Source organism: Microbulbifer yueqingensis (assembly GCF_900100355.1).
Taxonomy (GTDB): domain Bacteria; phylum Pseudomonadota; class Gammaproteobacteria; order Pseudomonadales; family Cellvibrionaceae; genus Microbulbifer; species Microbulbifer yueqingensis.
The window spans coordinates 550953-574404 of the sequence record NZ_FNFH01000003.1; the positions used below are offsets into that span (position 1 = coordinate 550953).

At 64.6% G+C, this 23452-nt stretch carries 23 protein-coding genes; 13 read left to right on the forward strand and 10 right to left on the reverse strand.

Going from position 1 to position 23452, the window contains the following annotated elements:
• Positions 1-86: 86 nt before the first annotated feature.
• A complete protein-coding gene (locus BLT26_RS09585; protein ID WP_342706323.1) occupies positions 87-758 on the forward strand; it encodes a haloacid dehalogenase type II in 672 nt (223 codons plus the stop codon).
• Between the two features lie 38 nt (positions 759-796).
• Here the strand turns inward: BLT26_RS09585 and BLT26_RS09590 are convergent, their stop codons facing one another.
• Positions 797-2407: a hypothetical protein gene (locus tag BLT26_RS09590; protein WP_091512718.1), complete on the reverse strand. Its 1611-nt coding sequence runs from the start codon at positions 2405-2407 to the stop codon at positions 797-799.
• 296 nt (positions 2408-2703) lie between these two features.
• Here BLT26_RS09590 and BLT26_RS09595 point away from each other — a divergent pair, with 296 nt between their 5' ends.
• The 7 genes from BLT26_RS09595 (at position 2704) to BLT26_RS09625 (ending at position 8851) form a co-directional block, all read left to right on the forward strand.
• The gene (locus tag BLT26_RS09595) at positions 2704-3018 is read left to right on the forward strand and encodes a hypothetical protein (protein ID WP_091512720.1); all 315 of its coding nucleotides are present in this window, start codon (positions 2704-2706) and stop codon (positions 3016-3018) included.
• An 86-nt stretch (positions 3019-3104) separates the two neighbouring features.
• Positions 3105-4196, forward strand: a complete 1092-nt coding sequence (locus tag BLT26_RS16715) for a DCC1-like thiol-disulfide oxidoreductase family protein (protein WP_342706325.1) — start codon at positions 3105-3107, stop codon at positions 4194-4196.
• 34 nt (positions 4197-4230) lie between these two features.
• Positions 4231-4698 carry a DUF4174 domain-containing protein gene (locus BLT26_RS09605; RefSeq protein ID WP_175453075.1) on the forward strand — a complete coding sequence of 156 codons (468 nt, stop codon included), beginning with the start codon at positions 4231-4233 and terminating at the stop codon, positions 4696-4698.
• A 44-nt stretch (positions 4699-4742) separates the two neighbouring features.
• Positions 4743-5003 (forward strand): fatty acid desaturase, encoded by a 261-nt coding sequence (locus BLT26_RS09610; RefSeq protein WP_091512730.1) that lies wholly within the window; start codon positions 4743-4745, stop codon positions 5001-5003.
• A 120-nt stretch (positions 5004-5123) separates the two neighbouring features.
• On the forward strand, positions 5124-5975 hold the full coding sequence (locus BLT26_RS09615; RefSeq protein ID WP_091512733.1) for an alpha/beta fold hydrolase: 852 nt from the start codon (positions 5124-5126) through the stop codon (positions 5973-5975).
• Positions 5976-6168: 193 nt separating this feature from the next.
• The gene (locus tag BLT26_RS09620; protein WP_175453076.1) at positions 6169-7341 is read left to right on the forward strand and encodes an FAD-dependent oxidoreductase; all 1173 of its coding nucleotides are present in this window, start codon (positions 6169-6171) and stop codon (positions 7339-7341) included.
• Positions 7342-7474: 133 nt separating this feature from the next.
• A complete protein-coding gene (locus BLT26_RS09625) occupies positions 7475-8851 on the forward strand; it encodes an MBL fold metallo-hydrolase (protein WP_091512738.1) in 1377 nt (458 codons plus the stop codon).
• A gap of 30 nt (positions 8852-8881) precedes the next feature.
• Here BLT26_RS09625 and BLT26_RS09630 read toward each other — a convergent pair whose 3' ends face one another.
• From BLT26_RS09630 to BLT26_RS09640, 3 genes are all read right to left on the reverse strand, one after another.
• Positions 8882-10669: a SulP family inorganic anion transporter gene (locus BLT26_RS09630; protein ID WP_091512741.1), complete on the reverse strand. Its 1788-nt coding sequence runs from the start codon at positions 10667-10669 to the stop codon at positions 8882-8884.
• Between the two features lie 40 nt (positions 10670-10709).
• Positions 10710-11123: a protein tyrosine phosphatase family protein gene (locus BLT26_RS09635; RefSeq protein WP_091512745.1), complete on the reverse strand. Its 414-nt coding sequence runs from the start codon at positions 11121-11123 to the stop codon at positions 10710-10712.
• 62 nt (positions 11124-11185) lie between these two features.
• On the reverse strand, positions 11186-12067 hold the full coding sequence (locus BLT26_RS09640; protein ID WP_091512750.1) for an MBL fold metallo-hydrolase: 882 nt from the start codon (positions 12065-12067) through the stop codon (positions 11186-11188).
• 106 nt (positions 12068-12173) lie between these two features.
• Here BLT26_RS09640 and BLT26_RS09645 point away from each other — a divergent pair, with 106 nt between their 5' ends.
• From BLT26_RS09645 to BLT26_RS09665, 5 genes are all read left to right on the forward strand, one after another.
• Positions 12174-12488 (forward strand): ArsR/SmtB family transcription factor, encoded by a 315-nt coding sequence (locus tag BLT26_RS09645; RefSeq protein WP_091512754.1) that lies wholly within the window; start codon positions 12174-12176, stop codon positions 12486-12488.
• An 8-nt stretch (positions 12489-12496) separates the two neighbouring features.
• Entirely contained in the window at positions 12497-12931 is a 435-nt protein-coding gene (locus tag BLT26_RS09650) for a YeeE/YedE family protein (protein ID WP_091512758.1), read from the forward strand.
• Between the two features lie 3 nt (positions 12932-12934).
• Positions 12935-13360 carry a DUF6691 family protein gene (locus BLT26_RS09655; RefSeq protein WP_091512760.1) on the forward strand — a complete coding sequence of 142 codons (426 nt, stop codon included), beginning with the start codon at positions 12935-12937 and terminating at the stop codon, positions 13358-13360.
• A 98-nt stretch (positions 13361-13458) separates the two neighbouring features.
• Positions 13459-15189, forward strand: a complete 1731-nt coding sequence (locus tag BLT26_RS09660) for a SulP family inorganic anion transporter (RefSeq protein WP_091512763.1) — start codon at positions 13459-13461, stop codon at positions 15187-15189.
• A 69-nt stretch (positions 15190-15258) separates the two neighbouring features.
• The gene (locus tag BLT26_RS09665; RefSeq protein WP_091512767.1) at positions 15259-17493 is read left to right on the forward strand and encodes an ATP-dependent helicase; all 2235 of its coding nucleotides are present in this window, start codon (positions 15259-15261) and stop codon (positions 17491-17493) included.
• Positions 17494-17559: 66 nt separating this feature from the next.
• Here the strand turns inward: BLT26_RS09665 and BLT26_RS09670 are convergent, their stop codons facing one another.
• The 6 genes from BLT26_RS09670 to nudC form a co-directional block, all read right to left on the reverse strand.
• Positions 17560-18267: a DUF4919 domain-containing protein gene (locus BLT26_RS09670; protein ID WP_091512770.1), complete on the reverse strand. Its 708-nt coding sequence runs from the start codon at positions 18265-18267 to the stop codon at positions 17560-17562.
• Positions 18248-19513, reverse strand: a complete 1266-nt coding sequence (locus tag BLT26_RS09675; protein ID WP_245720664.1) for a patatin-like phospholipase family protein — start codon at positions 19511-19513, stop codon at positions 18248-18250. The genes BLT26_RS09670 and BLT26_RS09675 overlap by 20 nt, the downstream gene beginning before the upstream one ends.
• Before the next feature lie 188 nt (positions 19514-19701).
• On the reverse strand, positions 19702-20709 hold the full coding sequence (locus tag BLT26_RS09680) for a YhdH/YhfP family quinone oxidoreductase (protein ID WP_091512773.1): 1008 nt from the start codon (positions 20707-20709) through the stop codon (positions 19702-19704).
• A 50-nt stretch (positions 20710-20759) separates the two neighbouring features.
• Positions 20760-21935, reverse strand: coding sequence for a protease SohB (sohB, locus tag BLT26_RS09685; RefSeq protein ID WP_091512777.1), 1176 nt, complete (start codon positions 21933-21935; stop codon positions 20760-20762).
• A gap of 24 nt (positions 21936-21959) precedes the next feature.
• Complete coding sequence (locus BLT26_RS09690) at positions 21960-22610, reverse strand: cation/multidrug efflux pump (RefSeq protein WP_091513383.1); 651 nt, start codon at positions 22608-22610, stop codon at positions 21960-21962.
• 5 nt (positions 22611-22615) lie between these two features.
• Positions 22616-23443: an NAD(+) diphosphatase gene (gene nudC / locus BLT26_RS09695; protein WP_091512780.1), complete on the reverse strand. Its 828-nt coding sequence runs from the start codon at positions 23441-23443 to the stop codon at positions 22616-22618.
• Positions 23444-23452: the final 9 nt, after the last annotated feature.

A 23452-nucleotide genomic window follows, 5' to 3' on the forward strand; every position in this document is an offset into this window, starting at 1 on the left:
GGAAGGCCCGCGCGGCGCCCGCCGCGACAAGACACAGACCGGTCGCTACAAAGGCGGCCAGCGCCCGCACCGGGCAAGGATATGGTATGACAAGCCGGGTAGTTTTTTTCGATGTGATCGAGACCCTCTTTTCCCTGGCGCCGCTGCGCGAGCGTTTTACCGCCCTCGGCCTGCCGGAACAGGCGGCCGCGGTGTTCTTTGCGCAGTTACTGCGGGACGCCTTTGCCCTCTCCGCCGCGGGCAGCTTCCGGCCCTTCCCGGAGATCGCCCGGGCCACGCTGGAAGTGGTGCTCGCCAGCGCGGACGCCCAAACCGGCAAGGACGAGATCGACACTGTCCTGGAACAATTCGGCAAGCTTCCCGCCCACCCGGATGTGCGCCCCGCCCTGGAGCGGGCCCGCGCGGGGGGACTGCGGTCGTTCCTGCTGACGAACGGCTCGCGGCAGAACACCGAATCACTGGTGCAACAGGCCGGACTGGAATCCCTGGTGGAGGGAATTATCTCGATCGAGGAGTTCCGGGTCTGGAAACCCCGGCGGGAACTCTACCGCCAGGCGGCCGGCCGGGCGGGCACGTCCCCCGCGGAGGCAACCCTGGTGGCCGCCCACGCCTGGGACACCAACGGCGCACTGGAAGCCGGCCTGCAGGCCATCTGGGTGCGGCGCCAGGATGCCATCTACCACCCGCTGATGCGCGAACCCCGGGCCTGTGTTGATGACCTGCAGGAGGCGGTCCGGGTGGCGCTGGAGGCCGGCTGAGCGCGACCCACCACCTTTGCCCTGCCACCCCCACCGCATCAGTAACCCGGCCTGAGGCACTCGAACCTGTCCGGCGGCTGGCTGCCCGGCTTGGCGTTCAGCAGCAGGAAGCTCATCACGTGCAGGTTCTCGAAGCGCTCCTCGTAGGGGGGAAAACTGTCCACCCCGTGGGGAAAGGCGTCCAGGTGGCAGCGGGCGCAGCTGAAGCCCTTCTGGGTGTAGGTTTCCAGCGTGGTGTTCACCAGGTTCTGCACGTTGGAGTGCTGCGGGCCGGGAATGCCCGGCCCCAGGTGCGGGTTCGGTTCGCGCAGGTTCTTGTTCTGGGTGCCGATCAGCTGGTAGTAGGACCAGACGCTGTCCCGCAGCAGGGTCTGGTACTTGTAGTTCACCACCTGCACGTCCGGCGGAATCGGGGTCACGCGGGAGACATTCACCATTTCCCGCTCGGCCTCCGGCACCAGCATGTCGCCGGCCTTGTAGGGCGCGGGTATCACGTTGGCCACGCCACCCTGGCCGTTGACCTCATAGCCGTTGGGGTATTTCGCCGGGCGACCGTAGTCCCCGCCGGGATTGAGCGCCGGCCGCGCGGGCCTGGGCAGCGGGTCGAACAGCTTCCGGCCCACCTTCACGTTGTCGATATGCTCGAAGGTGGACGGCAGGTGCCCGAATGGAGTTACCCGGTGGATATGGAAACCCACCAGGCCCATCAGGGTGGGCTCGCTCATCGACCCGTCCGGCAGCGGGAACTGCAATAGCCGGCGGAAGTAGCGCCCGGGAATATCCGCATCCTCACCCTCGGTCTTCAGTACCTTCCACGCCGCCTTCACCTCGGTCATGCCCTGTTGCGCCCAGGGCGGCAGGCTGTCGATATAGAACTCGTTGCCGGCGGGCACGGGCTGGAAAAACCGCCGCGCGGGATCTCCCGGGCGCTGTGCTACCGGCGGCGTGGCGTTGTTGTTGTTGGCATAGTCGATGTAGTTCTGCACCACCCGCGCCTGGGTGTCGGCATCGTAATAGCCGAACTGCTTGATGTAAGAGAAATAGGGCTGGCTCTGGGTCACTTCGACCCGCAGGTAGCGCCGGTTCTGGTCCACTACCGGGCCGGTAGGCACATTGGCGTTGGTATAGGGCTGGTTGATGCCCGGGGCGAAGGGCGTGCCGTAGGCGTAGTCGCCGGTGTAACAGGGGGGCGTCGCCACCCGCTGCAGCCCGGTGAAGTCCGGCTGCCCCCACACCACCGGCCATTGCTGCGGATGCACGAACACTGTCTCCGGGGACATGTAGGTCTCCCAGACCACCACGCGCTCGGGATCAGGCGTATTGGAGATAGGGGCGAGGCGCGCCCGCGGATCCGGCTCGCCGCGCAGGCCGCCCACGCGGTAGGGCCAGTTGAGTGCGATAAAACTCTGCCAGGCAAATTCGTAGATATCCAGCTGACTGGGCTCGCCGGGCGGCTGCTGGTCGTGGCCGGCCGGGCGGTAGCGCTGGTTCACGTCGAAGGGCATGATCCAGGGCCGGTCGTGAAGATACCCCTTGCTGTCCGCTGCCCCCGCCGTCACCCCCTGGGCCACGGCTCCCTGCACAAGCAGCGTGGTGAGCGCCGTGACTACCGTGACCAGGAAAAACTCCAGCCGCACTGCTCTGTCCATACGCCGAATTCTCCCTACTGCTACTGGCGTCCTTCACATAAGCCTAGCGCTATTCCACAGCCAGCGGCTGGCGACATGCGCGTGCAATCAGTGACGGTGCAGCTTTTCAAAATGGGATCGCCGGTGCCCGCGTTGCCGAAGGGGGTGCCCTTCCATACACTGGGGCCTTTGCCGGCCCGGGCCCGGGGGAACTACCCTGCACTGCCCGGGAACCATCACCGGAACGACCGGAACCACTAGCTGGACAGACAAGGAGCACACCTGCGATGGGAGGTCACGGGACCCCAGAAGCCGGGATGTCGAGAATTTCACGGGCACTCTACAGTGCCGCCCTGCCCCTGGCAGTGGCTGGCGGACACCTGGTCGCCGCCGCCTTTGGCAGGGGTGAGCTGTCCGTGGAACCTGCCTTTGTCCTGCTGACGCTGCTGGCCAGCGCGGTAATTTTCGCAGCCAGTTACACCCTGCACGACTGGGCCCACAGGCTGGCACCCGCAGCAAGGCACGCAGCAGCGCGCACGGGCCGCATGCGTCGGCTGGCGTCACCGGTGGTCTGGATGCCAGTGATAATCGCGGCACTCGCCCTCATCGCGCACCTTCTCAACCAGTCCTGAGCCCGCCGGTCCAGGGCCCCGGGTTGATCCCGGCTACAATGGCGTGCGTAGCAACTGCGAGCAAATTCACCGAGCGCGGGGCTTCCTTGAACGACGAAAGATTTACCATCTTCTACGATGGCCGCTGTCCGCTGTGCATGCGGGAGATCCATCACCTGCGGCGCTGGGATACCCGGCAGAACGTAAACTTCGTGGATATTCACAGCCCGGGTTTTGCCGAGCGGTATCCGGAGATCGATCCCGTGCGGGCCATGGAGGTACTGCACGCACGGAGGCCGGGCGGCGAGGTGATCACGGGGCTGGATGTCACCGTGGAGACCTGGTCCCGCGTTGGCAAGGGACACTGGGTACGATGGCTGCGCTGGCGCCCGATCCGGCCACTGTCCGACCTGGCCTACCACTTTTTTGCCCGGCATCGCGAGCGCATCGCCGGGCTGCTCACGGGGCAGCGCCGTTGCCCTGAAGACCAGTGCGCCGGTGTGGCGCCTGACGGGGACTCTATGCAAACACCGAGCCTGGAAACACCGCGCCACTGGCACCGCACTGACCTGGACCGGCTGGAGAAAGGCTTTCGCGTCAACCTGGTAAACAGCCTGTCGGGATTCAAGAGCGCCAACCTGATCGGCACCGCCGACCCCGCCGGCCACACCAACCTGGCCATGTTCAGCTCAGTGGTGCACCTAGGCGCCAACCCACCGCTGATCGCCTTTATCAACCGCCCGGACAGCGTGGAGCGCCACACGCTGGAGAACATCCTGGTAACCGGCTGGTTTACCGTAAACCAGGTCAACAGCGATATCTGGCAACGGGCGCACCAGACTTCCGCCCGCTACCCGCGGGAAGTGTCCGAATTCGATGCCACCGGCCTGGCCACGGCGCCCTGCCCCGTCTGCCCGGCACCTTTCGTGGCCGAGAGCCGCCTGCGCTACGCCTGCCGGCTGGTGGAGCACCAGACGCTGCAGGTCAACGGCACCGTGATGGTCATCGGCGAGATCGAATACCTGGAAACTGACGGTGCGGCCGTCGCGGAAGACGGCTATATCGATATCGAGCGCCTCGGCACAGTGGCGGTGAGCGGCCTGGACAGCTACCACCGCACCCGCCGCCTGGATAGGCTGCGGTACGCCAAGCCTGACCGGCCGGTGCGCCCGCTGGGCAGCGCCGGCGACCGGGACTAATATTGCGCTGACAACTCATATGCGAGGAGGCGGCGTGAACAGACTAAGACTCCAGACAGGCGCCTTGCTGGCCCTGTCGCTGGCGGCCGCAACCGCCGCCAGTGCCCCACCGCTCAACGATTTGGCGCCGCTCGTGGGGGAGAAGCGCGTACTCCTGATCCGCGGCACGCCCGCCACTGCCGGATACCCGCAGCAGCTGCGCGAAGCGCGCGTCGGAGTGGCTGAGCGCGACCTGGTGTGGTTCCGACTGACGCCGCCGGCGATCGCGTCAAACTATGCCGGATCCCTTGCACCCGGGTTCGGCGAGGCCCTGGCACAGCGCTATTTTGGTGACAAAAACACCGATGCCACAGTGATCCTGATCGGCAAGGACGGTACGGTGAAGGCGGGCTACCGGAAACTCGACCTCGAGGGACTCTTCGACCGCATCGACAGTATGCCCATGCGCCAACAGGAGATGAGACAGGAGCGGACGCGACAGCGCCAGGCGGATGCCGACTGAGCTGCCCGGCGCTCATCGGTGCGCTGTCCGCTGCCAGGGCGCTGATGTGTTTCGTGATGGGCATCCTGCTGCCTGAAACCATCAACTACATTGAGCACTACAGGCCCTGCCGCGGGCAGCTGGCAAGCGGTCGTTACGAACGGGTGACGCCGACGCACTCCTGGAACTCCAGCCACCTGATCGGGCGCCTGTCGCTGTTCGAGCGGTCGCGCCACTCCGATCATCATTTCCGCGCGAGCCGGCAGTACCCGGTGCTGGACCACCACGACAGCAGTCCGCAGATGCCACGGGCTATGCCGGCATGATGCTGCTGGCGGCCGTGCCCGTGCCTGGTTCCGAATAACGGGCCGGCGCCTGCAGCAAGACAGGCAACCGGTCACCTGACCCGATATCATGATGAAAACAAACCAAGAAAGGATGCAGCCATGCCAGTCGTTCAGAGAGACAGTCTCGCCCTCCACTACGAAATCCAGGGCAGCGGGCCCGCCCTGCTACTGCTCCACAGTTTCCTGTGCTCGGGGGCCATGTGGCGCGAGCAGGTGGAGACCCTTGCGGAGAAGTACACCGTCATCACCATGGACATTCGCGGCCACGGGGAGTCTTCCGTGCCGCAACAACCATTCAATCTTTACGACCTGATGGAGGACGCGCTCGCGGTACTGGACCGCGAGGGCATCGACAGTGCCGTCTGGGCGGGCCTCTCCATCGGCGGCATGATCGCACTGCGGGCGGCAGTCAAGGCGCCGCAGCGGGTGAGCGGCCTTATCCTCATGGATACCCACGCCGGGCCGGAAAAAATGCTGAAACAGATGCGCTACCGGCTCATGGTGCTCGCGGCGCGTGTCTTCGGTATCCGGGCGCTACTGCCGCAGGTAAACAAGCTGATGTTCGGGGACTTCACCCTGGTGAATAAGCGTGACCTGGTCAATGAATGGCAGGAAGTGTTTGCCCGCGTGCCCATGCCCACCATCGCCCACGGCGTCAATGCCCTCTGCAGGCGCGACTCACTGCTTTCCCGGCTGGGACTGATAGAGAAGCCGACGCTGGTAATCGTCGGCGATGACGACCGCTCCCTGCCGCCACACCTGTCCAGGGAAATTGCCGACGGCATCCAGGGCGCACGACTGGAGATGATCGCCAAGGCCGGGCACCTGACGGCGCTTGAACAGCCACAGGCAGTCACAGGGACCATGCAGGACTTCCTCGCTGGGATTGCCGCCGGCGAACCAGCTGCGGGCGCTCCGCGCAGCGAGAATTCCGCCGCGCAACATTCGTAGGCGCCGCCGCCGAGGCCGCGCAGGCCCGCCGCGGTGGCGGGCCTTTTTATTGCCCGATTTCCCGGGCTGGAGCTACCCGCGTCTCGCGATCCGCAATAGCGTAATGGGACCAGAGTAGCCAACGGGAGCGATTCCCACTTTCCAGAGTTTCCAGACATGCATCAGGAGGCCACATATCAGCACCCAGGATGTTGTGGTTGTCGGCGCGGGCCCGGTGGGCCTGGCACTGGCGCTCAGGCTTGCCCGCAAAGGTCACCGGATCCTCGTCCTCGAGAAGGCTCCCGGTACCTCCGTACACTCGCGGGCTCCCGCGATCTGGCCGGCAACCCAGGAAATACTCGCCGGGCTCGGCGTGATAGATACCTTCCTCGAGGCCGGCATCCCGGTGCCCCACCTGCAGCTCGAGGATGTGGACCGGCAGCGCGTGCTCCTGAGCGCGCCCCTTTACGAACTGTCCGCACAAACCAGCTACCCCCAGCTACTCATCCTCCCGCAATCAAAAACGGAGCAATTGCTCCTGGCGGCGCTGCGCCAGCAACCTTCGGCGCAGGTATGCTTTTCCTGTGAAGTCACGGGCCTGGACCTGGGGAAGTCCTCCGTCGAGGTACGCTATCGGCAAGATGGCATAGACACGTCGGTAGCTGCAGCAGTAGTGGCTGGCTGTGACGGCGCCCATAGCCTGGTGCGACGGGAGATCGGTGCTGAGCTGCAGGGAATTACCTACCGGGCAAGCGCGGCACTTGCCGATATCAGGCCAGCGGGTGCCGCCGGTTTCCATTCGCCGCGACTCACGACCCGCCCGCGACTCGCCATCGGGATCCGCATCGAGGGCGATATCTGGCGGCTCATCCTGCCGTTTGCCGGCAATGAGAACATCAGCCTTCAGCAGAGGGTGGCCGATGCCGCGGCCAGCCTTTTTGCTGGAGCCGCCTGGGAGCCCGTCTGGCATAGCGAGTTTCGACTGCACCGGCGCGTCAGCTCCAGTTTCTGCCGGGGCCGCGTGGTGCTCGCCGGCGACGCTGCCCACCTGAACAGCCCGGTAGGTGGCCAGGGCATGAACGCAGGTATTGCCGACACCGTCCCGCTAGCCGCGGCAATCGCGGCCGCACTCCGGCAGGACAGCGCTGCACCGCTGGAACAGTTTGGACGTAGGCGCGAGCGGGAGATCCGGCGCGGGGTCAACCGCTTTACTGATATCCTCACGCGCCTGCTGCTGGCCCGCCGCGGCCGGATGTTGCGGCCGGTAATGGTTTTCCTCAATGCCTGCATGCGTTTCCCGCCGCTGCGCCGACGCTTCCTCAACAAGCTGGCCATGCTGGACCAGGGAGCGGCCAGGCCTGGCGCCCGGAACCAGCCGACAGCTTAGCTGTCGCATGCCACAGTACCACCGCGCATAATTTCCTGCAGGATTTGCCTGCTGGATTAGACTTTTGAGTCTGTATCCGCAGGCAATGGCTGACCGCCCGCGAACACACCAGACACGATCCATCGGAGGTCCAATGTTTGTCGATTCCATCAAGTCACCTGGCCTGGCGCAAATCTCTTACCTCATCGGCGATGGCAACGAGGCCGCCGTAATCGACCCGCGCCGCGATTGTGAAGTCTACGCGCAAATGGCGCGCGAGAAGGGCTGCCGAATTACCCATATCTTCGAAACCCACCGCAACGAGGACCTGATTTCCGGCGGTCCCATCCTCTCAGACATCACCGGCGCGCCCGTGCACCACGGCCCCAATGCTGCCGATGAGGTTGACTACGCCGACACCATTCATGAGGGGGACTCCTTTACTTTCGGCTCCATGCGGCTTGTGGTCCTGGAAACACCGGGGCATACCGACGACAGCCTGTCGTTTGCAATTTACGACGACAGCTTTGGCGAGGATGCCGTCGGGGTTTTCAGTGGGGATGCGTTGTTTGTCGGCGATGTGGGACGCACGGATTTCTACCCCGACCGCGCCGAGGAGGTCGCTGGTAACCTGTTCGACAGCCTGAAGAAGATCACCGGCCTGGGTGACCAGGCGATCCTCTACCCTGCGCACGGGGCCGGCTCGGTCTGCGGTGACAACATGGCCGACCGGGATTTCTCGACCATCGGTTACGAGCGCAAGAACAACCCGATGTTGAGGATCGACAAAAAGGACGAGTTCGTTAAGAAGAAAGTGAACGAGCACCATTACCAGCCGCCGTATTTCCGCGTTATGGAACGCCTGAACCTCGAGGGTGCCGCACCCGTGCGGTCTGTGCTCACCCCGCCGGTGCTCGACATGCAGGCGTTCGAGGAAGTTTCCGGCAAGGCGGTGCTGGTGGACGTGCGCGGTATCTCACCGTTTCTCGGCGCCCACATCCCCGGCAGCTACGCCCTGCCGGTCGACATGATCCCGGCCTTCGCCGGTTGGTTCCTGGACGAAAACGATGAGCTGATCCTGGTTGCAGAGAACGCCGCGCAGGCCGAAGAGGCGGCGCGTAACCTCGCGCGCATCGGCTACGACTACATAATCGGCTACCTGGATGCCTCAATGCCCGGCTGGGCGGCCGGCGCCCGGCCGTTCGAGCGTGTGCAGGTCATCGATGTGCACGATGTGGAAAAGCGGGTCAAGGAAGGACAGGAGAACTGGGTCCTGCTGGATGTGCGTGACAAGGGCGAGGTGGAACAGGGCATTATCAAGGGCGCCGAGATGGCCTATGTCGGCAAGCTCAAGGAGGAAATGGACAAGCTGCCGCAGGACCGCCATTACACGGTCATGTGTGCCAGCGGCGCCCGAGCCACCATCGCCGCCTCGGTGATGTTGCGCGCGGGCTTCCAGAAAGTCGATGTATTCCTGGGCTCCATGGGCGCCTGGCGGTCAGCCGGGCACGACGTGGTCGAGCCCTCCTGACGACCCGCCTTGCGGCCGTGGCGGGCCGGTTCAGGCCGATTCGTGGCCCGCTGGGGCCGCGGCGACCGTCGCCGGCGCTGCCGGCTCAGCCCCGGCCTGGGCCCGCGCCGCATTGAAAGCCTGGAACTGCGTCAGGTAGACCGCTCCCGAAAGATGGGTGAGGAAGCCGCTGCGCTCGAGGCTGTCCATGACCGGGCCCTTTACCTCGGAGAGGTGCAGGTCGATGCCCAGCTCGGCAAGGCGGGTATTCAGGGCCTCGAGTACCTCCAGCGCACTCCAGTCGATCTCATTGATAGCGCTGCACATCAGGATCACATGCCGCACCTGGCGATTGGCCGCCAGGTCGCTGTATATCCGCTCTTCCAGGAAAGCGGCATTGGAGAACATCAGGCTTTCATCGACGCGGATGGTGAGGATTTCCGGTACGGTCAGCACCTTGTGCCGGCGGATATTGCGGAAATGTTCGGTGCCTTCGACCAGGCCGACCTCGGCAATATGGGGCTTGGAGGTGCGGAAGAGGAACAGCGCAATTGAGGCACCCACGCCACAGGCGACCCCCGCCTCCACCCCGAACAGCAGCGTAATCACGATAGTGACCAGCACCGCGACAAAATCGCTGCGGCTGAAGCGCCAGGTCTTGCGCAGTATCGAGAAATCCACCAGCGTAAGGACCGCCACTACGATGGTGGCCGCCAGGGTCGCCTTGGGCAGGTAGTACAGGAACGGGGTCAGGAACAGCGCTGCCAGCGCAATACCGGCCGCCGTCAGGATGCTGGCCATCTGCGTGACCGCCCCGGCATCGAAATTGACCACCGAGCGGGAGAAGCCGCCGGTCACCGGGAAGCCACCGGACAGGCCGGAACCGAGGTTGGCCGCGCCCAGGCCGATCAGCTCCTGGTTCACATCGATTTTTTCCCGCCGCTTTGCCGCCAGCGTCTTACCCACCGATACCGATTCCACATAACCGATAATGGAAATCATGATCGCCGGAAGCAGCAGCGCCTCCACGAGTTCCAGTGAGGGCCAGGGCACCGACAGGTCCGGCAGGCCGCCCGGGATCTCTCCCACAAGTGCCACGCCTTTGGCTTCGAAATTGAACTGTGCCGCGACGGCGATGGTGGCGACCACCCCCAGGACCGGGGCCGCCTTCACCAGCATCCCCGCGGCATGCCCCGAAATCGGCAACCGCTCAAGTACCCCCACCGCATAGCGACGCGACCAGAGCAGGAAGGCGATGACCGCAAAGCCCGTGACGACGGTATAGGCATTGATGCCTGCCAGGTTCCCGCCGAGGGACTCTGCCATTTCCACCACATTATCGCCGCCGGCGCTGATGCCCAGCAGGTGCTTGAGCTGGCTGAGTGCGATCAGCAGGCCCGACGCGGTGATAAAGCCGGAAATGACGGGGTGCGAGAGGAAATTTGCCAGGAACCCCAGGCGCAGGAGTCCCATCAAGGTCAGGAACACGCCGGACAGGAGCGCCAGCACTGCGGCAGCCACCAGGTAGTCCCCTGTGCCGGTCCCGGCCACCTGGCCCAGCGCGGAAGCACTCATCAGGGAGGCCACGGCCACCGGCCCCACCGAGAGGGTACGGCTGCTACCGAACACGGCGTAGGCCACCAGCGGCACCATACTCGCGTAAAGCCCCACCTGGGCAGGCAGGCCCGCCAACAGCGCATAGGCCAGCGACTGCGGGATCAGCATGATCGTAACGATAACGGCCGCGAGGAAATCGCGGCTGAAGGTAACGCCGTCGTAGTTGCGCAGCCAGTGGAGGATCGGCAGTGCGTTCGACAGCAAATTCAGTCCGTTTTTCATACTTCAGTTAACCCGCTATACCGTTTGGGCGCTGCCCGGTTCAGGGAGAAAACGCAATCACCACGCCGCTCACATCAAAGCCGGCCTTGCCGGCCTGCGCCACCAGTGTACGGGGCTCCTCACCGGCGAGGCACTTCGCCCCCGCCCAGAGGTTGCAGGACCGGTTACCCGTGCGACAGAAGGCATGCACGCGCTTCCCGCTCGCGAGCACCTGGCGGAACTGCTCACAGTGCTCCTGGTTCATCTGGCCACGGGCGAAGGGAATGGCCACAAATTCCATCCCATGCGCCTCAGCCGCCTGCCTGAGCTCGGCAAAGGAAGGCAGGTCCTCAACCTCCCCTTCGGTGCGATTACACACCAGCACTTCCACCCCGGCCGCAGCCAGTTCCGGCATTGCCTCTGGCCCGCAAAGGTCGGACACGCTCACCTGCTGGTCCAGTTGTTTGATATCCATTGCTAACTCCATGGGCGGGCCCGGCTCCCCACCGCGGCCCGCAAAGCCGTTGTTTAGACGAATCAGGTCAGGGTGTTGACCGGCACTTTCAGGTAGACCACGCCGTTGTCCTCCGCAGGGGGCATCTGGCCTGCGCGGATATTCACCTGGATCGAGGGAATGATCAGGCGCGGCATTCCCAGGGTGGCATCGCGCTCGGTGCGCATCTTGACGAACTCATTCTCGCTGATGCCGTCGCGCAGGTGGATGTTACTGCGCCGCTGTTCGCCCACCGTGGTCTCGCACTGGTGTTCGCGCTCGCCCTCCGGCGGATAGTCGTGGCACATGAACATGCGGGTCTCCTCCGGCAGCTCCAATAGGTTTTTCACCGACCGGTAGAGGATACGGGCATCCCCGCCCGGGAAGTCGCAGCGTGCGCTGCCCACGTCCGGCAGGAACAGGGTGTCCCCCACAAACAGGGCGTCACCGATAAGCCAGGCCATGTCCGCTGGTGTGTGGCCCGGGGAGTAGATCACCCGCCCCTCCAGCTCTCCAATACTGAAGGTGTCCCCATCGTGGAACAGGTGATCAAACTGGCTGCCGTCCACCAGGAACTGCTTCTCCAGGTTGAACACCTCGCGGAAGATGGTCTGCACCTGGCGGATATGGTCGCCGATGGCAATCTTGCCCCCGAGCTTCTCGCGGATATAGGGTGCCGCGGACAGGTGGTCGGCATGAGCGTGCGTCTCCAGGATCCACTCGACCGTGAGGTCTTCCCCCCGGACGAAATCGATGATCCGGTCTGCACCCTCATGGCTGGTATGGCCGGAAGGCGCGTCGAAATCGAGCACGGCATCCACCACGGCGGCTGAGCCCCCGGACCGGTCGTAAACTACGTAGCTCCAGGTCTCGGTATCCGGGTCCAGGAATGGCTTGACGATCGGTCGCTTTGCACTGGCAGTCATGACTGGCCTCCAATTTCTGAATTACGGCCACAATATACTTTTCATTATTATATAAATCAATATAATATGTTCATGTAAATCGTTGACGCAGCGAGAGCGGAAACCAATGCCCGATACATCCACCTTCAGCCTCGACAAGATGCGCGCTTCTGCCGGCAATGCCTCGGCACTCCTGCGCTCCCTCGGCAACCAGGACCGCCTGCTCCTGTTGTGCCAGCTCAGCCAGGAAGAGCTCTGTGTCAGCGACCTCGAGGAGCGGCTGGACATCCGCCAGCCGAGCCTGTCCCAGCAGCTGGGGGTACTGCGCCGCGAGGGCCTGGTAACCACCCGGCGCGAGGGCAAGCGAGTCTTCTATCGGATCGGTGACCAGAAAGTGCTGACCCTGCTGCAAACCCTGTATGAACTTTACTGTGCGGAGTAACCACACCCATGACCATTGACTGGAATGCCTTTACCCCACTGACGGCCCTCGCCGGCGGCGCGCTGATCGGCCTGGCCAGCGCGCTGTTGCTGGTGCTGAATGGCCGCATTGCCGGCATCTCCGGCATCCTCGGCGGCATACTGGCCCACAAACCCGGGGAGACCGCATGGCGCCTCGCATTCGCGCTGGGCCTGCTGGCCGTGCCCGGCCTGTGGCTGCTGTTTAGCCAGTTGCCGCCGATCGAGATCAAGGCGGGCTATCCCGTACTGATCGCGGCGGGCCTGCTGGTGGGCATCGGCACCCGCTACGGCTCCGGCTGCACCAGCGGCCACGGAGTCTGCGGCCTGTCGCGACTGTCACCGCGCTCGCTGGCGGCGACCCTGTCCTTTATGGGGGCGGGATTTGCCACTGTTTTCGTTGTCCGCCACCTGCTGGGAGCCTGAGCCATGAACAAGACTACCGTCACTGCATTTGTTGCCGGACTGCTGTTCGGCCTCGGGCTCCTGCTCTCGGGCATGGCCAACCCGGAAAAGGTGCTGGCCTTCCTGGACCTGGCGGGCAACTGGGACCCGTCCCTGGGACTGGTGATGGTCGGCGCCATCCTGGTGGCGCTGCCCGCCTTTACCTGGGCAAAGGGTCGCCAGCGGTCGCTGATGAATGAAGCGCTGGAGCTCCCCACCCGCAGCGACATCGACCGCCCGCTTGTGGTCGGCAGCCTGCTGTTCGGCGCCGGCTGGGGACTGGCCGGCTTCTGCCCCGGCCCGGCGGTGGTGGCCACCGGTGCCGGCGAGCTGAAGGCGGTGATATTTACCGTCGCGATGCTCACCGGCATGACGGCCTTCCAGCGCTTCCGGCGACTGGCCACCGCCTGACCGCAGCCCGCCGTTGCTGCCGTAGCCGGGAAAACGGGTCTATCTTTGCATAGCGCCGGGCCCGAATCCCCGGGGCCCGACAAGGGAATTGCAGCAGCATGCGGGCGAGCAACCTCGTACCCAACTGGTTGAAGGGTTATCGGCGCCAGTGGCTCGCGGGCGATACCGTGGCCGCGGTGCTGGCGACGATGATGATCGTGCCACAGGCGCTCGCCTATGCGGCGCTGGCCGGCCTGCCACCCCATATCGGCCTCTATGCCAGCCTGTTGCCACTGGCAGGCTACGCCATGTTTGGCTCCAGTTCCGTGCTGTCGGTCGGCCCGGTTGCCGTGCTCTCCCTGATGACCGTATCCGCACTCTCCCCCCTGGCCACGCCAGGCAGCCCCGAGTGGGTACTCGGCGCGGTCACCCTGGCGGCGCTGAGCGGCATCTTCCTGTTCGCCCTGGGCCTGCTGCGCATGGGCGCCCTGGCCAACCTGCTCTCCCACCCGGTCATTCACGGGTTTGTTTCCGGCGCCGCCACCCTGATCATCATCGGTCAGGTAAGCCCCCTGCTGGGCATTCAGAGAGAGGGCGAAACCGCCGTGGAAATGACCATCGGCGCCGTAGAGCAGCTTCCCAACGCCCTGCATGCCAGCGCGCTCGTGGGGCTCGCTTCGCTGGCCCTCCTCGCCGCCGCCCGCATCTGGCTCTCCTACCTCCTGCGCCGGGCGGGCGTAAAGAAGGCGCGCGCCAAGCTCATTGCGCGCCTGGCACCCATGGTGGTGGTGGCGACGGCGATCGCGCTCTCATGGCACTTCGACTGGGACAAGGAAATGGCGGTGGTCGGGGCCATCCCCGCCGGGCTGCCCGAGATCGGCATGCCCGCCCCGGAATGGGGGATGACCTACCGCCTGCTGCTGCCGGCCCTGATCATCGCGCTGCTGGGTTTCGTTGAAAGCCTGTCGATTGCCCACGCCATCGCCCTGCGCCGGCGGGAGCGGCTCGACCCGGACGCCGAGCTGCGCGGGCTGGGAGCAGCCAACCTGCTCAGCGCCGTATCGGGCGGCTTCGCCGTGACCGGCAGCTTCGCCCGCACGGCCATCAACGAGGAGGGCGGCGCCCGCTCGCCGTTCAGTGGCATCATCGCCGCCGGGCTGCTGGCGCTAATACTGCTGTTCGCCACGGCGCCCTTCGAGATGCTGCCGCTGAGTGTGCTGGCAGCCACCATTATCGTGGCTGCCAGCAGCCTGATCGACCTGCCAGGCTTTATCAGCAACTGGCGTTACGACCGGACCGACGGCGCGGCGATGGGCGGGACCTTCCTGGGCGTGGTCCTGTTCGGTGTCGAGGCCGGCATCGGTATCGGCATCGGCCTCTCCTTCGCCACGCTGATCTGGCGCACCAGCCGGCCGCATATCGCCGTGGTCGGCCGGGTGCCGGGTACCGAGCAGTTTCGCAACGTACTGCGGCACACGGTGAGAACCCAGCCGGAGATCCTGTTCCTGCGTATCGACGAAAGCCTCTTCTTCAGCAACATCAGTGCGGTGGAGGATCGCCTGCTGGCGGAGCTGAAGCGTCGCCCGGAGACGCGCGACCTGGTACTGATCCTGTCCTCGGTCAGCCGCATCGACGGCACTGCACTGGAGCGGCTGCAGCAGATCAACCGGGATCTCCGCGCGCGGGAGGTCCAGCTCCACCTGGCCGAGGTCAAGGGGCCGGTGCTCGACCGGCTCAGCCGCTCCCGCTTCCTCGAACAGCTGAGCGGGCGGATTTTCCTCTCCTCCTATATCGCCGAGCTGGCGCTGCGGCGCCGTGACCAGGAGGAAGGTGACGCCGCCACCACCTGACTCCCCGCGCACCCTGTACCGCCCCGCCGAATACTGGCAAAATATCCAGTATTTGAACCACTGGTTACCATGTCGACAGTCCTCACGGAAGAACAGCAGGCGATTGCCGATCACCCCGGCGGCCACGCCAAGGTCATCGCCGTGGCCGGCTCGGGCAAGACCACCGCCCTGCTCCACTATGTGCGCAACCGCCTGCAGGGCGGCGTGGCACCGGAGCGCATGCTGGTGCTGATGTACAACCGCAGCGCGCGGGAAGACTTTGCGGCGCGGCTGCAGCGGCTGGTGGACGGGCCGGTGCCCGCGGTGCAGACCTTCCACAGCCTTGGCTACCGGCTCTACCAGCGCCTGATCGCGCACGGGCACATCGCCCCCGCCAACCTCTCCCCCCTGCCCCAGTCGACCATCCAGCTACAGATCTGGAAGGCCATCGAGGCCTGCGCCCCACCGGAGGAACTGGAGGATATCCGCGCCCGCAAGCAGACCGAGATCGAGGCGGCGGAGTTCTTCATCGACTACACCAAGACCATCCTTACCGGTGACCTGAGCGCCTTTCAGGAACTGAAGCTGGGCGACGAGTACATGTACTTCCTGAAGGTGTTCCGCGCCTTCGAGGAGTGGCGCCGCGAGCAGCAGGCGGTGACTTACGCCGACCTGATCTACGATCCCGCCATCCTGCTGAGCCTCAGCCCGGAGATCGCCGCCGGTTACGGCAGCCACTACGAGGATATCCTCGTGGACGAGTACCAGGACATCAACGAGATACAGCATTTCCTGCTGCGGGTGCTGTATGGCAAGTCCGGCAATGTCATCGCCATCGGCGATCCCGACCAGACCATTTACGAGTGGCGCGGCTCCCGGCCGGCCTACCTGCTCAGCCATTTCGATGGCGATTTCCCCCCCTCCGGCGTCTACCGCCTCAGCCGGACTTTCCGCTACGGCCATGCCCTGTCACTGGCGGCCAATCACTTTATCGGCAACAACCGCGAGCGCGCGGAAATCTTCTGTGTCTCCGCCAACGGGGAGCAGGAGACAGATATCGAGGTGGTCAACACGGGAAAGGAAACCCGCTGGCTGGTGGAGCACCTGCGCCGCTGCCGCAAGCGCGGCGAGCCGCTGGCCCAGGTGGCCATCCTGGTGCGCCTGTGGTCGGTGGCAGCGCCGATCGAGCTGGCGCTGCTGGCGGCCAATATCCCCTACCGCTCCGGCGCCCGCAATACAGTACTGTCCAGGCGGGAGCTGCGGCCTCTTTTCTGGACCCTCAACATCGCCTCCGGCCGCTTCGCCAGCCTTCCCGCCGCGCGCCGCCAGCAGGGGCTGTACGAATGGCTGACAGCCCCGCATATCCGCATTGCCCGGCGGGTACTGGAGCCAGTATGTGCGGAGCTGGCGCGCCGGGAAAGCGACTGGGGCAGTCACCTGCTGGCCCTGGCACCGGAGGCCCTCAGCAAGCCGCAGCTCAAGCGCTTGCGCCAGCGCGCCCGGCTACTCACGGAAGTGGAGAACTGGCGCGGCCTGGCCGGCGAGTTACTGCGCCGCCAGCTGGGTGAGCTGGATTTCCTAACCGGCATCGCCGAGGACAGTTTTACCCCGCAACAGGGCGAGGAGCGCCAGCAGACGGTGCTGGCATTCTGCCAGTACCTCGACCAGCTGAAGCAGCCCCCGGAACCGGCGCTGGCCCACCTGCAGGAGCTGCAACGGCAGCACCGGGAAGGAGAGCAGAATGCCGCGGACGGGGTCACAATCACCACCATGCACCAGGCCAAGGGACTGGAGTGGGACCAGGTCATCATTCCGTCGCTGACCCGCCACAATATGCCCTACCAGCCCCAGCGCGATTTCTCCACGCCCGCCTCCGTCGAGAGCGAGCGGCGCCTGCTGTATGTGGCGATGACCCGGGCGCGGCGCCGGCTTTTCCTGGTGGCTCCGGGGACCGCCCCCGGCGAAGCGGGTTCCGGCACCGCAGCGGCCAGCGACGACCAGCAGCCATCGCTGTTTATGGATGAGATGCAACTGCCCCTCAGCCGCCTGGTGGCGGAGAGCCTGCGTGAGCGCCCCCGGACACTGCACAGCCCGGTGCCGGTCTCGCGCCTGGCCCTGCGCTATATGGAGGCCGTGGACTACAACCCGGATATAGAGGCGCCGCCGGCTGAGGCCCGCCGGCCACAAACCGGCGAGGGTATCCGGCACCGCAAGCTGGGCCACGGCCGGGTGATAGGCTGGGATGGTGACCGGGTGGAAATCCTGTTCAGCGACCGCCAGTCGCGCCGCTTCGACTGGGAGCGGCTGGCCTCTTTCCTCGTCTAGGGAAGAGCGAGAGGTCTCCGCGACCGCGGCCGGGAGGCGCCCGGCCAGCCAAGGCCGGGCCGTCGGTCAGTTGGTACTGGAACTGGTGCTGGCGGCGGCGTGGGCGAACTGGCGGCTGACATTGAAATACAGTGCGTACTCATCCCCCGACTCGGGGTCGCGCACCTGCATCTTGTCGTACACGCCCTCGCGATCGTAAACGGTCGACTGGTCGAGTACCTGCAGCCCCTTCAGCCGCACGAAGCCATGCAACTCGGAGGTGGTGATGGTGTGGTAGGCACTCTCCTGGCTGCGCCCGTCGCCGCTACTCTCGATAGCCTCCATCAGCCCCTCGACCATGTAGCGGTGGCGGTCCTCACGGGCGAAATCGGCACTGCGACCGCTGCACAGCACGCCGATCATATGCGCCTCGAGGCTCATATAGTTGTCCTCCAGAACCCGGTCGACATGCTGCAGGCAGTCGCCAAACTCACCTTTCTCCACCGCGTTGTAGGCTTCCGGCAAACCCTCGATACGGGCACCGCCGTAGGGGTTGTACGCTGCCGATTGCACGTAGGCCCGGCGCAGCTGGTTGAAATCAAGGGTGAAGGAGAGGTTCTGCGCCTCCGCCAGCAGGCGCTCGTATTCGGTCAGGGGAGCCGCCGGTGTCACCACCGGCCCCGGGGGCGGGGCAGCAGCGCCGTCGCCGCCTGTGGGCGCGCTACAGGACGCGATAAGCCCCAGCAGTACCAGGAGCCCCAGAAGACGTGCGTTCTTATATTTGCGTATTGCCATTTGCTGGTTCCGTTGTCGGTTTAGCTTTCAGTCCGAACAATCCCCTGCGCTCAGTCTCGGCGAATTCCACCTGCGGTTTAAGGAACTGGCGCAACTTTTCTTGCTCCCACATAGCGTCCTGGTACCCAAGCTCGACCAGCTCGCCGATAAAAGGTTTCTCGAACAGGAGATAACTGGCGGCGGAAGCCCCGCCTCCAGAAGTGGTGGCACCCGTGGCGCGGAACAGCCAGCGCAGCGAGCGTGGGAGGTAGCGGACCTTGCGACCGGCGAGGCGGTCGAGGCTCTGTGACGGTTCGATGACAGCCGAGTCCACCGGCCGCAGGGGGGAGAGCTCCTCGAGCTCCTTTTCCGAGACGGAAGCCAGCAGCTGGTTGACCCGGTCCAGGTGTTCCAGGTCCCCTTCCAGGCTGTCGATGAACGCAGCGTTGAACAGCTGCCCCGCGATCTGCGCAATGGATGGGGAATGGCGCGGCGCCTTGATCTTGCGCTTGCCCCAGTGGACGGGTGAGCGGTTGTCCGAGACACCAACTACAAACACGCGGTTGGCGCCCAGGTGCAGCGCCGGGCTGATCGGGGCCATCTGTCGCACCGCCCCGTCACCGTAGTATTCGTTGCCGATCTTGACCGTGGAAAACAGGGTCGGGATGGCTGCCGAGGCCATCAGGTGATCGGGGGTCAGGCGACTGCGTATGCCGTAGCGACGGAAGCGTCGCCATTCGCGCAGGTCGTCTGCTCCCTGGAAGAAGCTCACCGACTCGCCGGCGCTGTAGGACATCGCATTGACGCAGACCGCCCGCAACTGGCCCTCGTCGATCTTCCGCTGGATATTGTCGAACTCGATCACCTCTTCGATGAGCCGGCGCAGGGGGGAATTATCGAGCAGGGCCAGGGGCTTCTGGCGGCCAACCCCCTGGTTGAACAGCGAAAGAGTAATGGAAAGCATGTTGCCAAGCAGGCTGCCCCAGCCGCTGCCGTAGATATCGTCAACCGAAAGTCCCAGCCAGAGCTTGCACAAGCGCTCCACCGATTCGCGAAACGTGCCGGGATGGGAAGCCAGCAACAGGGCATTGACCGCGCCCGCGGAAGTGCCGCAAATGATCTGGAACGGGTGTGGCGTCTCGTCCGGTACAAGCTCAGCGAGCGCTTTCAGGACCCCGGCCTGGTAGGCGGCCCGTGCGCCACCACCGGACAGTACCAATGCGCTGGCCTGATGGGTGAGTCTGGGAATTTCTTTCTGTGACGACAACGCTGTTCTACCAATCGGCTCTGTTCAGGATCCAGGGTTCAGGAAAAAAAGCCGCCGAAATGCCGGTGTTCGGGGCAGCCCCGGTTTTGGGCTGTCGGCTAATGAGGATAGCAGTCGCGCCCGCACGTTTCGATAACCGATTCCGGATCCGGGTCACGAAAATAGCCGGCCTCCCTGCAAGGATACGGCTATAACGCCATATCCACCACGTAGCGTCCGATGCCGTGGCCGCGGTGCAACCGGGCGAGGAATTCCGGCGCCTGCTCGAGGGAGATGTCCTCGGCAATCCGGGCAAGCTTGTCGCCGATGTACCATTCCCCGGCAAGCTTCTCCCAGACGGCCGCCTTCTTTGCCAGCGGCAACTCGACACTGTCCACCCCCAGCAGGCTGATTCCCCTCAGGATGAACGGAAAGACATTGGCCTGGAACTGGGCACCCGCGGCCATGCCACAGGCTGCCACGCCACCGCCATATGCCAGCGACTTGATCACATTGAACAGGGTGTCGCCGCCGACAGTATCCACCGCCCATGCCCAGAGGGGCTTGGCGATCGCCTTGTTGGCAAACGGAACCAGCGTCTCCCGGTCGAGTACTTTCCAGGCCCCGAGCCTCGTAAGGAAGTCGGCCGATTCGAGTTTCCCGGTAACCGCCGCGACCCTGAATCCCAGGTGCGCCAGCAGGGCAACGGCGATGGAACCAACTCCGCCGGTGGCGCCCGTGACCAGCACCTCTCCCTGCTCCGGCCGGGCACCGGCCTCGAGCAGCTTCTCCACACACAGCCCCGCGGTCAGTCCCGCCGTGCCGAGTACCATCGATTCCCGTGCACTGAGTCCGTCAGGCAGCGGCAGGGCCCACTCCGCCGGGATCGCGACCTGTTCGGCCAGCCCCCCGGGCGTGTTCATACCCAGGCCGTAGCCGGTGACCAGCAGCTCCTGGCCCTCGCGGAAAGTCCCGCTGCGGTCCTCAAGCACACGACCTACGGCATCGATACCGGGTGTGTGGGGGTAATGCGTCGTTACGCCGCGGTTGCCGAAGGCCGAAAGGGCATCCTTGAAGTTGAGTGAGGAATAGGAAACGGCCAGCCGCAGCGGGTGGTCGGGCAGCTCGCTGGCGTTGCGCTCTACTACCTGCTGGTCAAACTTTCCCGGGGCGACCTCCTCTACCCGGATGGCCCGGAAAACCGCATCCTGCATCATATCGTCTCCAGTTCACTTGCAACCGATCAGCCCGGCCGGACTGCGCGGCCTTACTGGGCCTGGTGGCGCCAGGCTGCCAGCCGCGACAGCAGGCGCATCAGCGCCGACTCGATACCACTCTGGGCTGCAAGGCCTATCCTCTTGGCGATATTGGTCTTCTCCTTGTACTCCACCTGGTATAGCGCCGCCTCGCCTGCCCGGCTGGTGAGGTATTCATCGGAGGTTTTCAGTGCATCCACCAGCCCGAGGTCGATGGCACGCTGGCCGAACCAGACCTCGCCGGTGGCCACCCGGTTCACATCCAGCTGCGGCCGGTACTCACCGACAAAGTGCTGGAACAGGGCGTGGATCTCTTCCAGGTCACTCTGGAATTTCTCCCGGCCCTCGGGGGTGTTCTCACCAAACATGGTCACTGTGCGCTTGAACTCGCCGGCAGTGAACAGCTCGTAGTCGACATCGTGGCGCTTGAGCAGCCGATTGAAGTTGGGCAACTGGGCCAGTACGCCGATAGAACCGACCATGGCGAAAGGCGCCGCGATAATACGATCGGCGACACAGGCCATCATATAGCCGCCGCTGGCGGCCACCTTGTCCACAGCAATGGTGAGGAAGATGCCGGCTGCGCGCACCCGCGCCAGCTGGCTGGCCGCGAGCCCATAGTTGGCAACCATACCGCCGGGGCTCTCCAGCACCACCAACACCTCGTCGCCGCTCTCCGCCACCTGCAGGATGGCGGTGATCTCCTCGCGCAGGCTGGACAGCGCACTGGCCTTGATGTCGCCATCGAAATGCACCACAAAGACACGCGCGTCCTCGCCTTTTGGCTTGAGTCTGGGGTGCGGCGTACCTTCACCTTCCCCGGCCTCCGCATCGGCCTCACCCTGCTCCGGCACCGGCGTGTCCCTGCCCTCGTGACCTTCCGGCCCTGCGCCCTTGCCTTTGCGAGCCGCCTTGTGTTTTTTGGCGAGCTCCTTTTCGCGCGCCTTGTGCTCGCGAGCCAATTGCTTCTTGCGCTGGGAAAAGGCGTGCTTGTCCAGTACTGCGTGGAGCAGCGCTTCCTTCATCTGGTCATAGCGATCGTTAAGGTGGGTGACACTGATATGGCCCTGCACGTGCTCTTTGAGTTGCGCGCGATTGGCCACGATAAACCCGATAATGACCAACAGGGCGACGACGATCGTTATCACTTTGGCCAGGAACAGGCCGTATTCACTGAGAAATTCCACTGCAACTCCAAAAGTCCGTATTGATTACTGCCACTGCTCCATCGCCGAAGTGGCTTGCTGGTTGAGCGGCCGCGCCAGCAGGCCGGTGTGGGATATCCGAACCTCATAGACGGCACCGTCCTCCATCGGCAGGAAAGTAGCGCTGCCGTATACCGTATCCACCAGCGGCAGCCGTGGGTCCAGCTCCCGCAGCAGGCGCCAGACGTCCACACCGTAATTGCTGCTCTCCAGCTGGTGCACCGTGCGCTGTTTGCCCCGTTCATCCTGCAATGTCAGGTACCTGCCGCTCAAACGGTCCAGGCGATAGGCGGGCTTGATGCCCCAGCGCGCCAGGGGACCTTTCCACTTCAGCATGCGTGCGTCCAGTTGCCACTGGTCGCCGCTCAACTCGAATTCCTGGGTGATACCGTCAGCATCCGCGAAGCTCACCTGGTACTGTTGTTCACCAAGCCTTTCGAAAGAAACGGTTCCCACAGTGTGTTCGTCCGCGAGATTGCGGTAGCTGTATACATCCGCCGCCACCAGTACGATCAACAGCGCGCCGCCAAGCAGCGCCAGCCCGATGGTGCCGCGGATAAAACCCAGTAACCAGCTCCCCTTGAGCAGCACCTTGCCCCCCCAGAAAACCAGCAACAGGGCGACCAGCGCAATCAGGAAGGTGATGGCGATATACATGGTTTTCAACGCTCCATTTCAGAAGGATTGCCACTTGCCGCGGCTGCAAAGCCGCGGATCAATTGCCCCGACAGGGTCTGGGGGGGCGGAATCTCCCCCGGCAGCTCGCGATAGTTAAACCAGCGAGCGTCTGCAATTTCCCCGGGATCCAGCGACAGGTCGCCACCCTTCCAGGGAACCCGGTAACCGAGCATCAGCTGACCCGGGAATGGCCACGGCTGGCTGCCGACGTAGTGTGGCTGCCCCACGCTCACGCCGACTTCCTCACGGACTTCACGCGCGACTGCCTGCTCGGCACTCTCCCCGGGCTCGATAAATCCCGCCAGCGCGGTAAAGAGACCATGGCGATGGTGTGTGTGCCTGGCCAGCAGGCATTCCTCTCCGCGGGTAACCAGCATGATGACACAGGGCGAGATCCGCGGATATACCACCAGCTCGCACGAGGGGCATATCCGGGCGCGCTCCCCGGCAGGTGAATATTCCGTGGCCCGGCCACAGCGGCCACAGAAGCGGTGGTCGCAATCCCAGCTCACCACCTGCAGGGCCCGTCCGGCGAGCGCGAACATCTCGTCATTCACGGCACCGAGTAACGAGCGCAGGCCTCGCCACGCGCGACCGGGGAAATCGCCAGCCTCTGCCAACAGGTGAACCCCGCACGGCTGCCCGGACAGCTCACCCAGGTTGTGTGTGGCGATCGGCTGCTCCGTGAGAAAATCCAGGCACGTGTGGACGAAGTGGTTGCCGATACACAGGAGTTCGCCCCGTGCCACCACAATATGCCGGGACAATTGTGGGTGGGGCCGCACGCGAGTCGCGGGCAGGAAGCGATCCATCACGGTGCG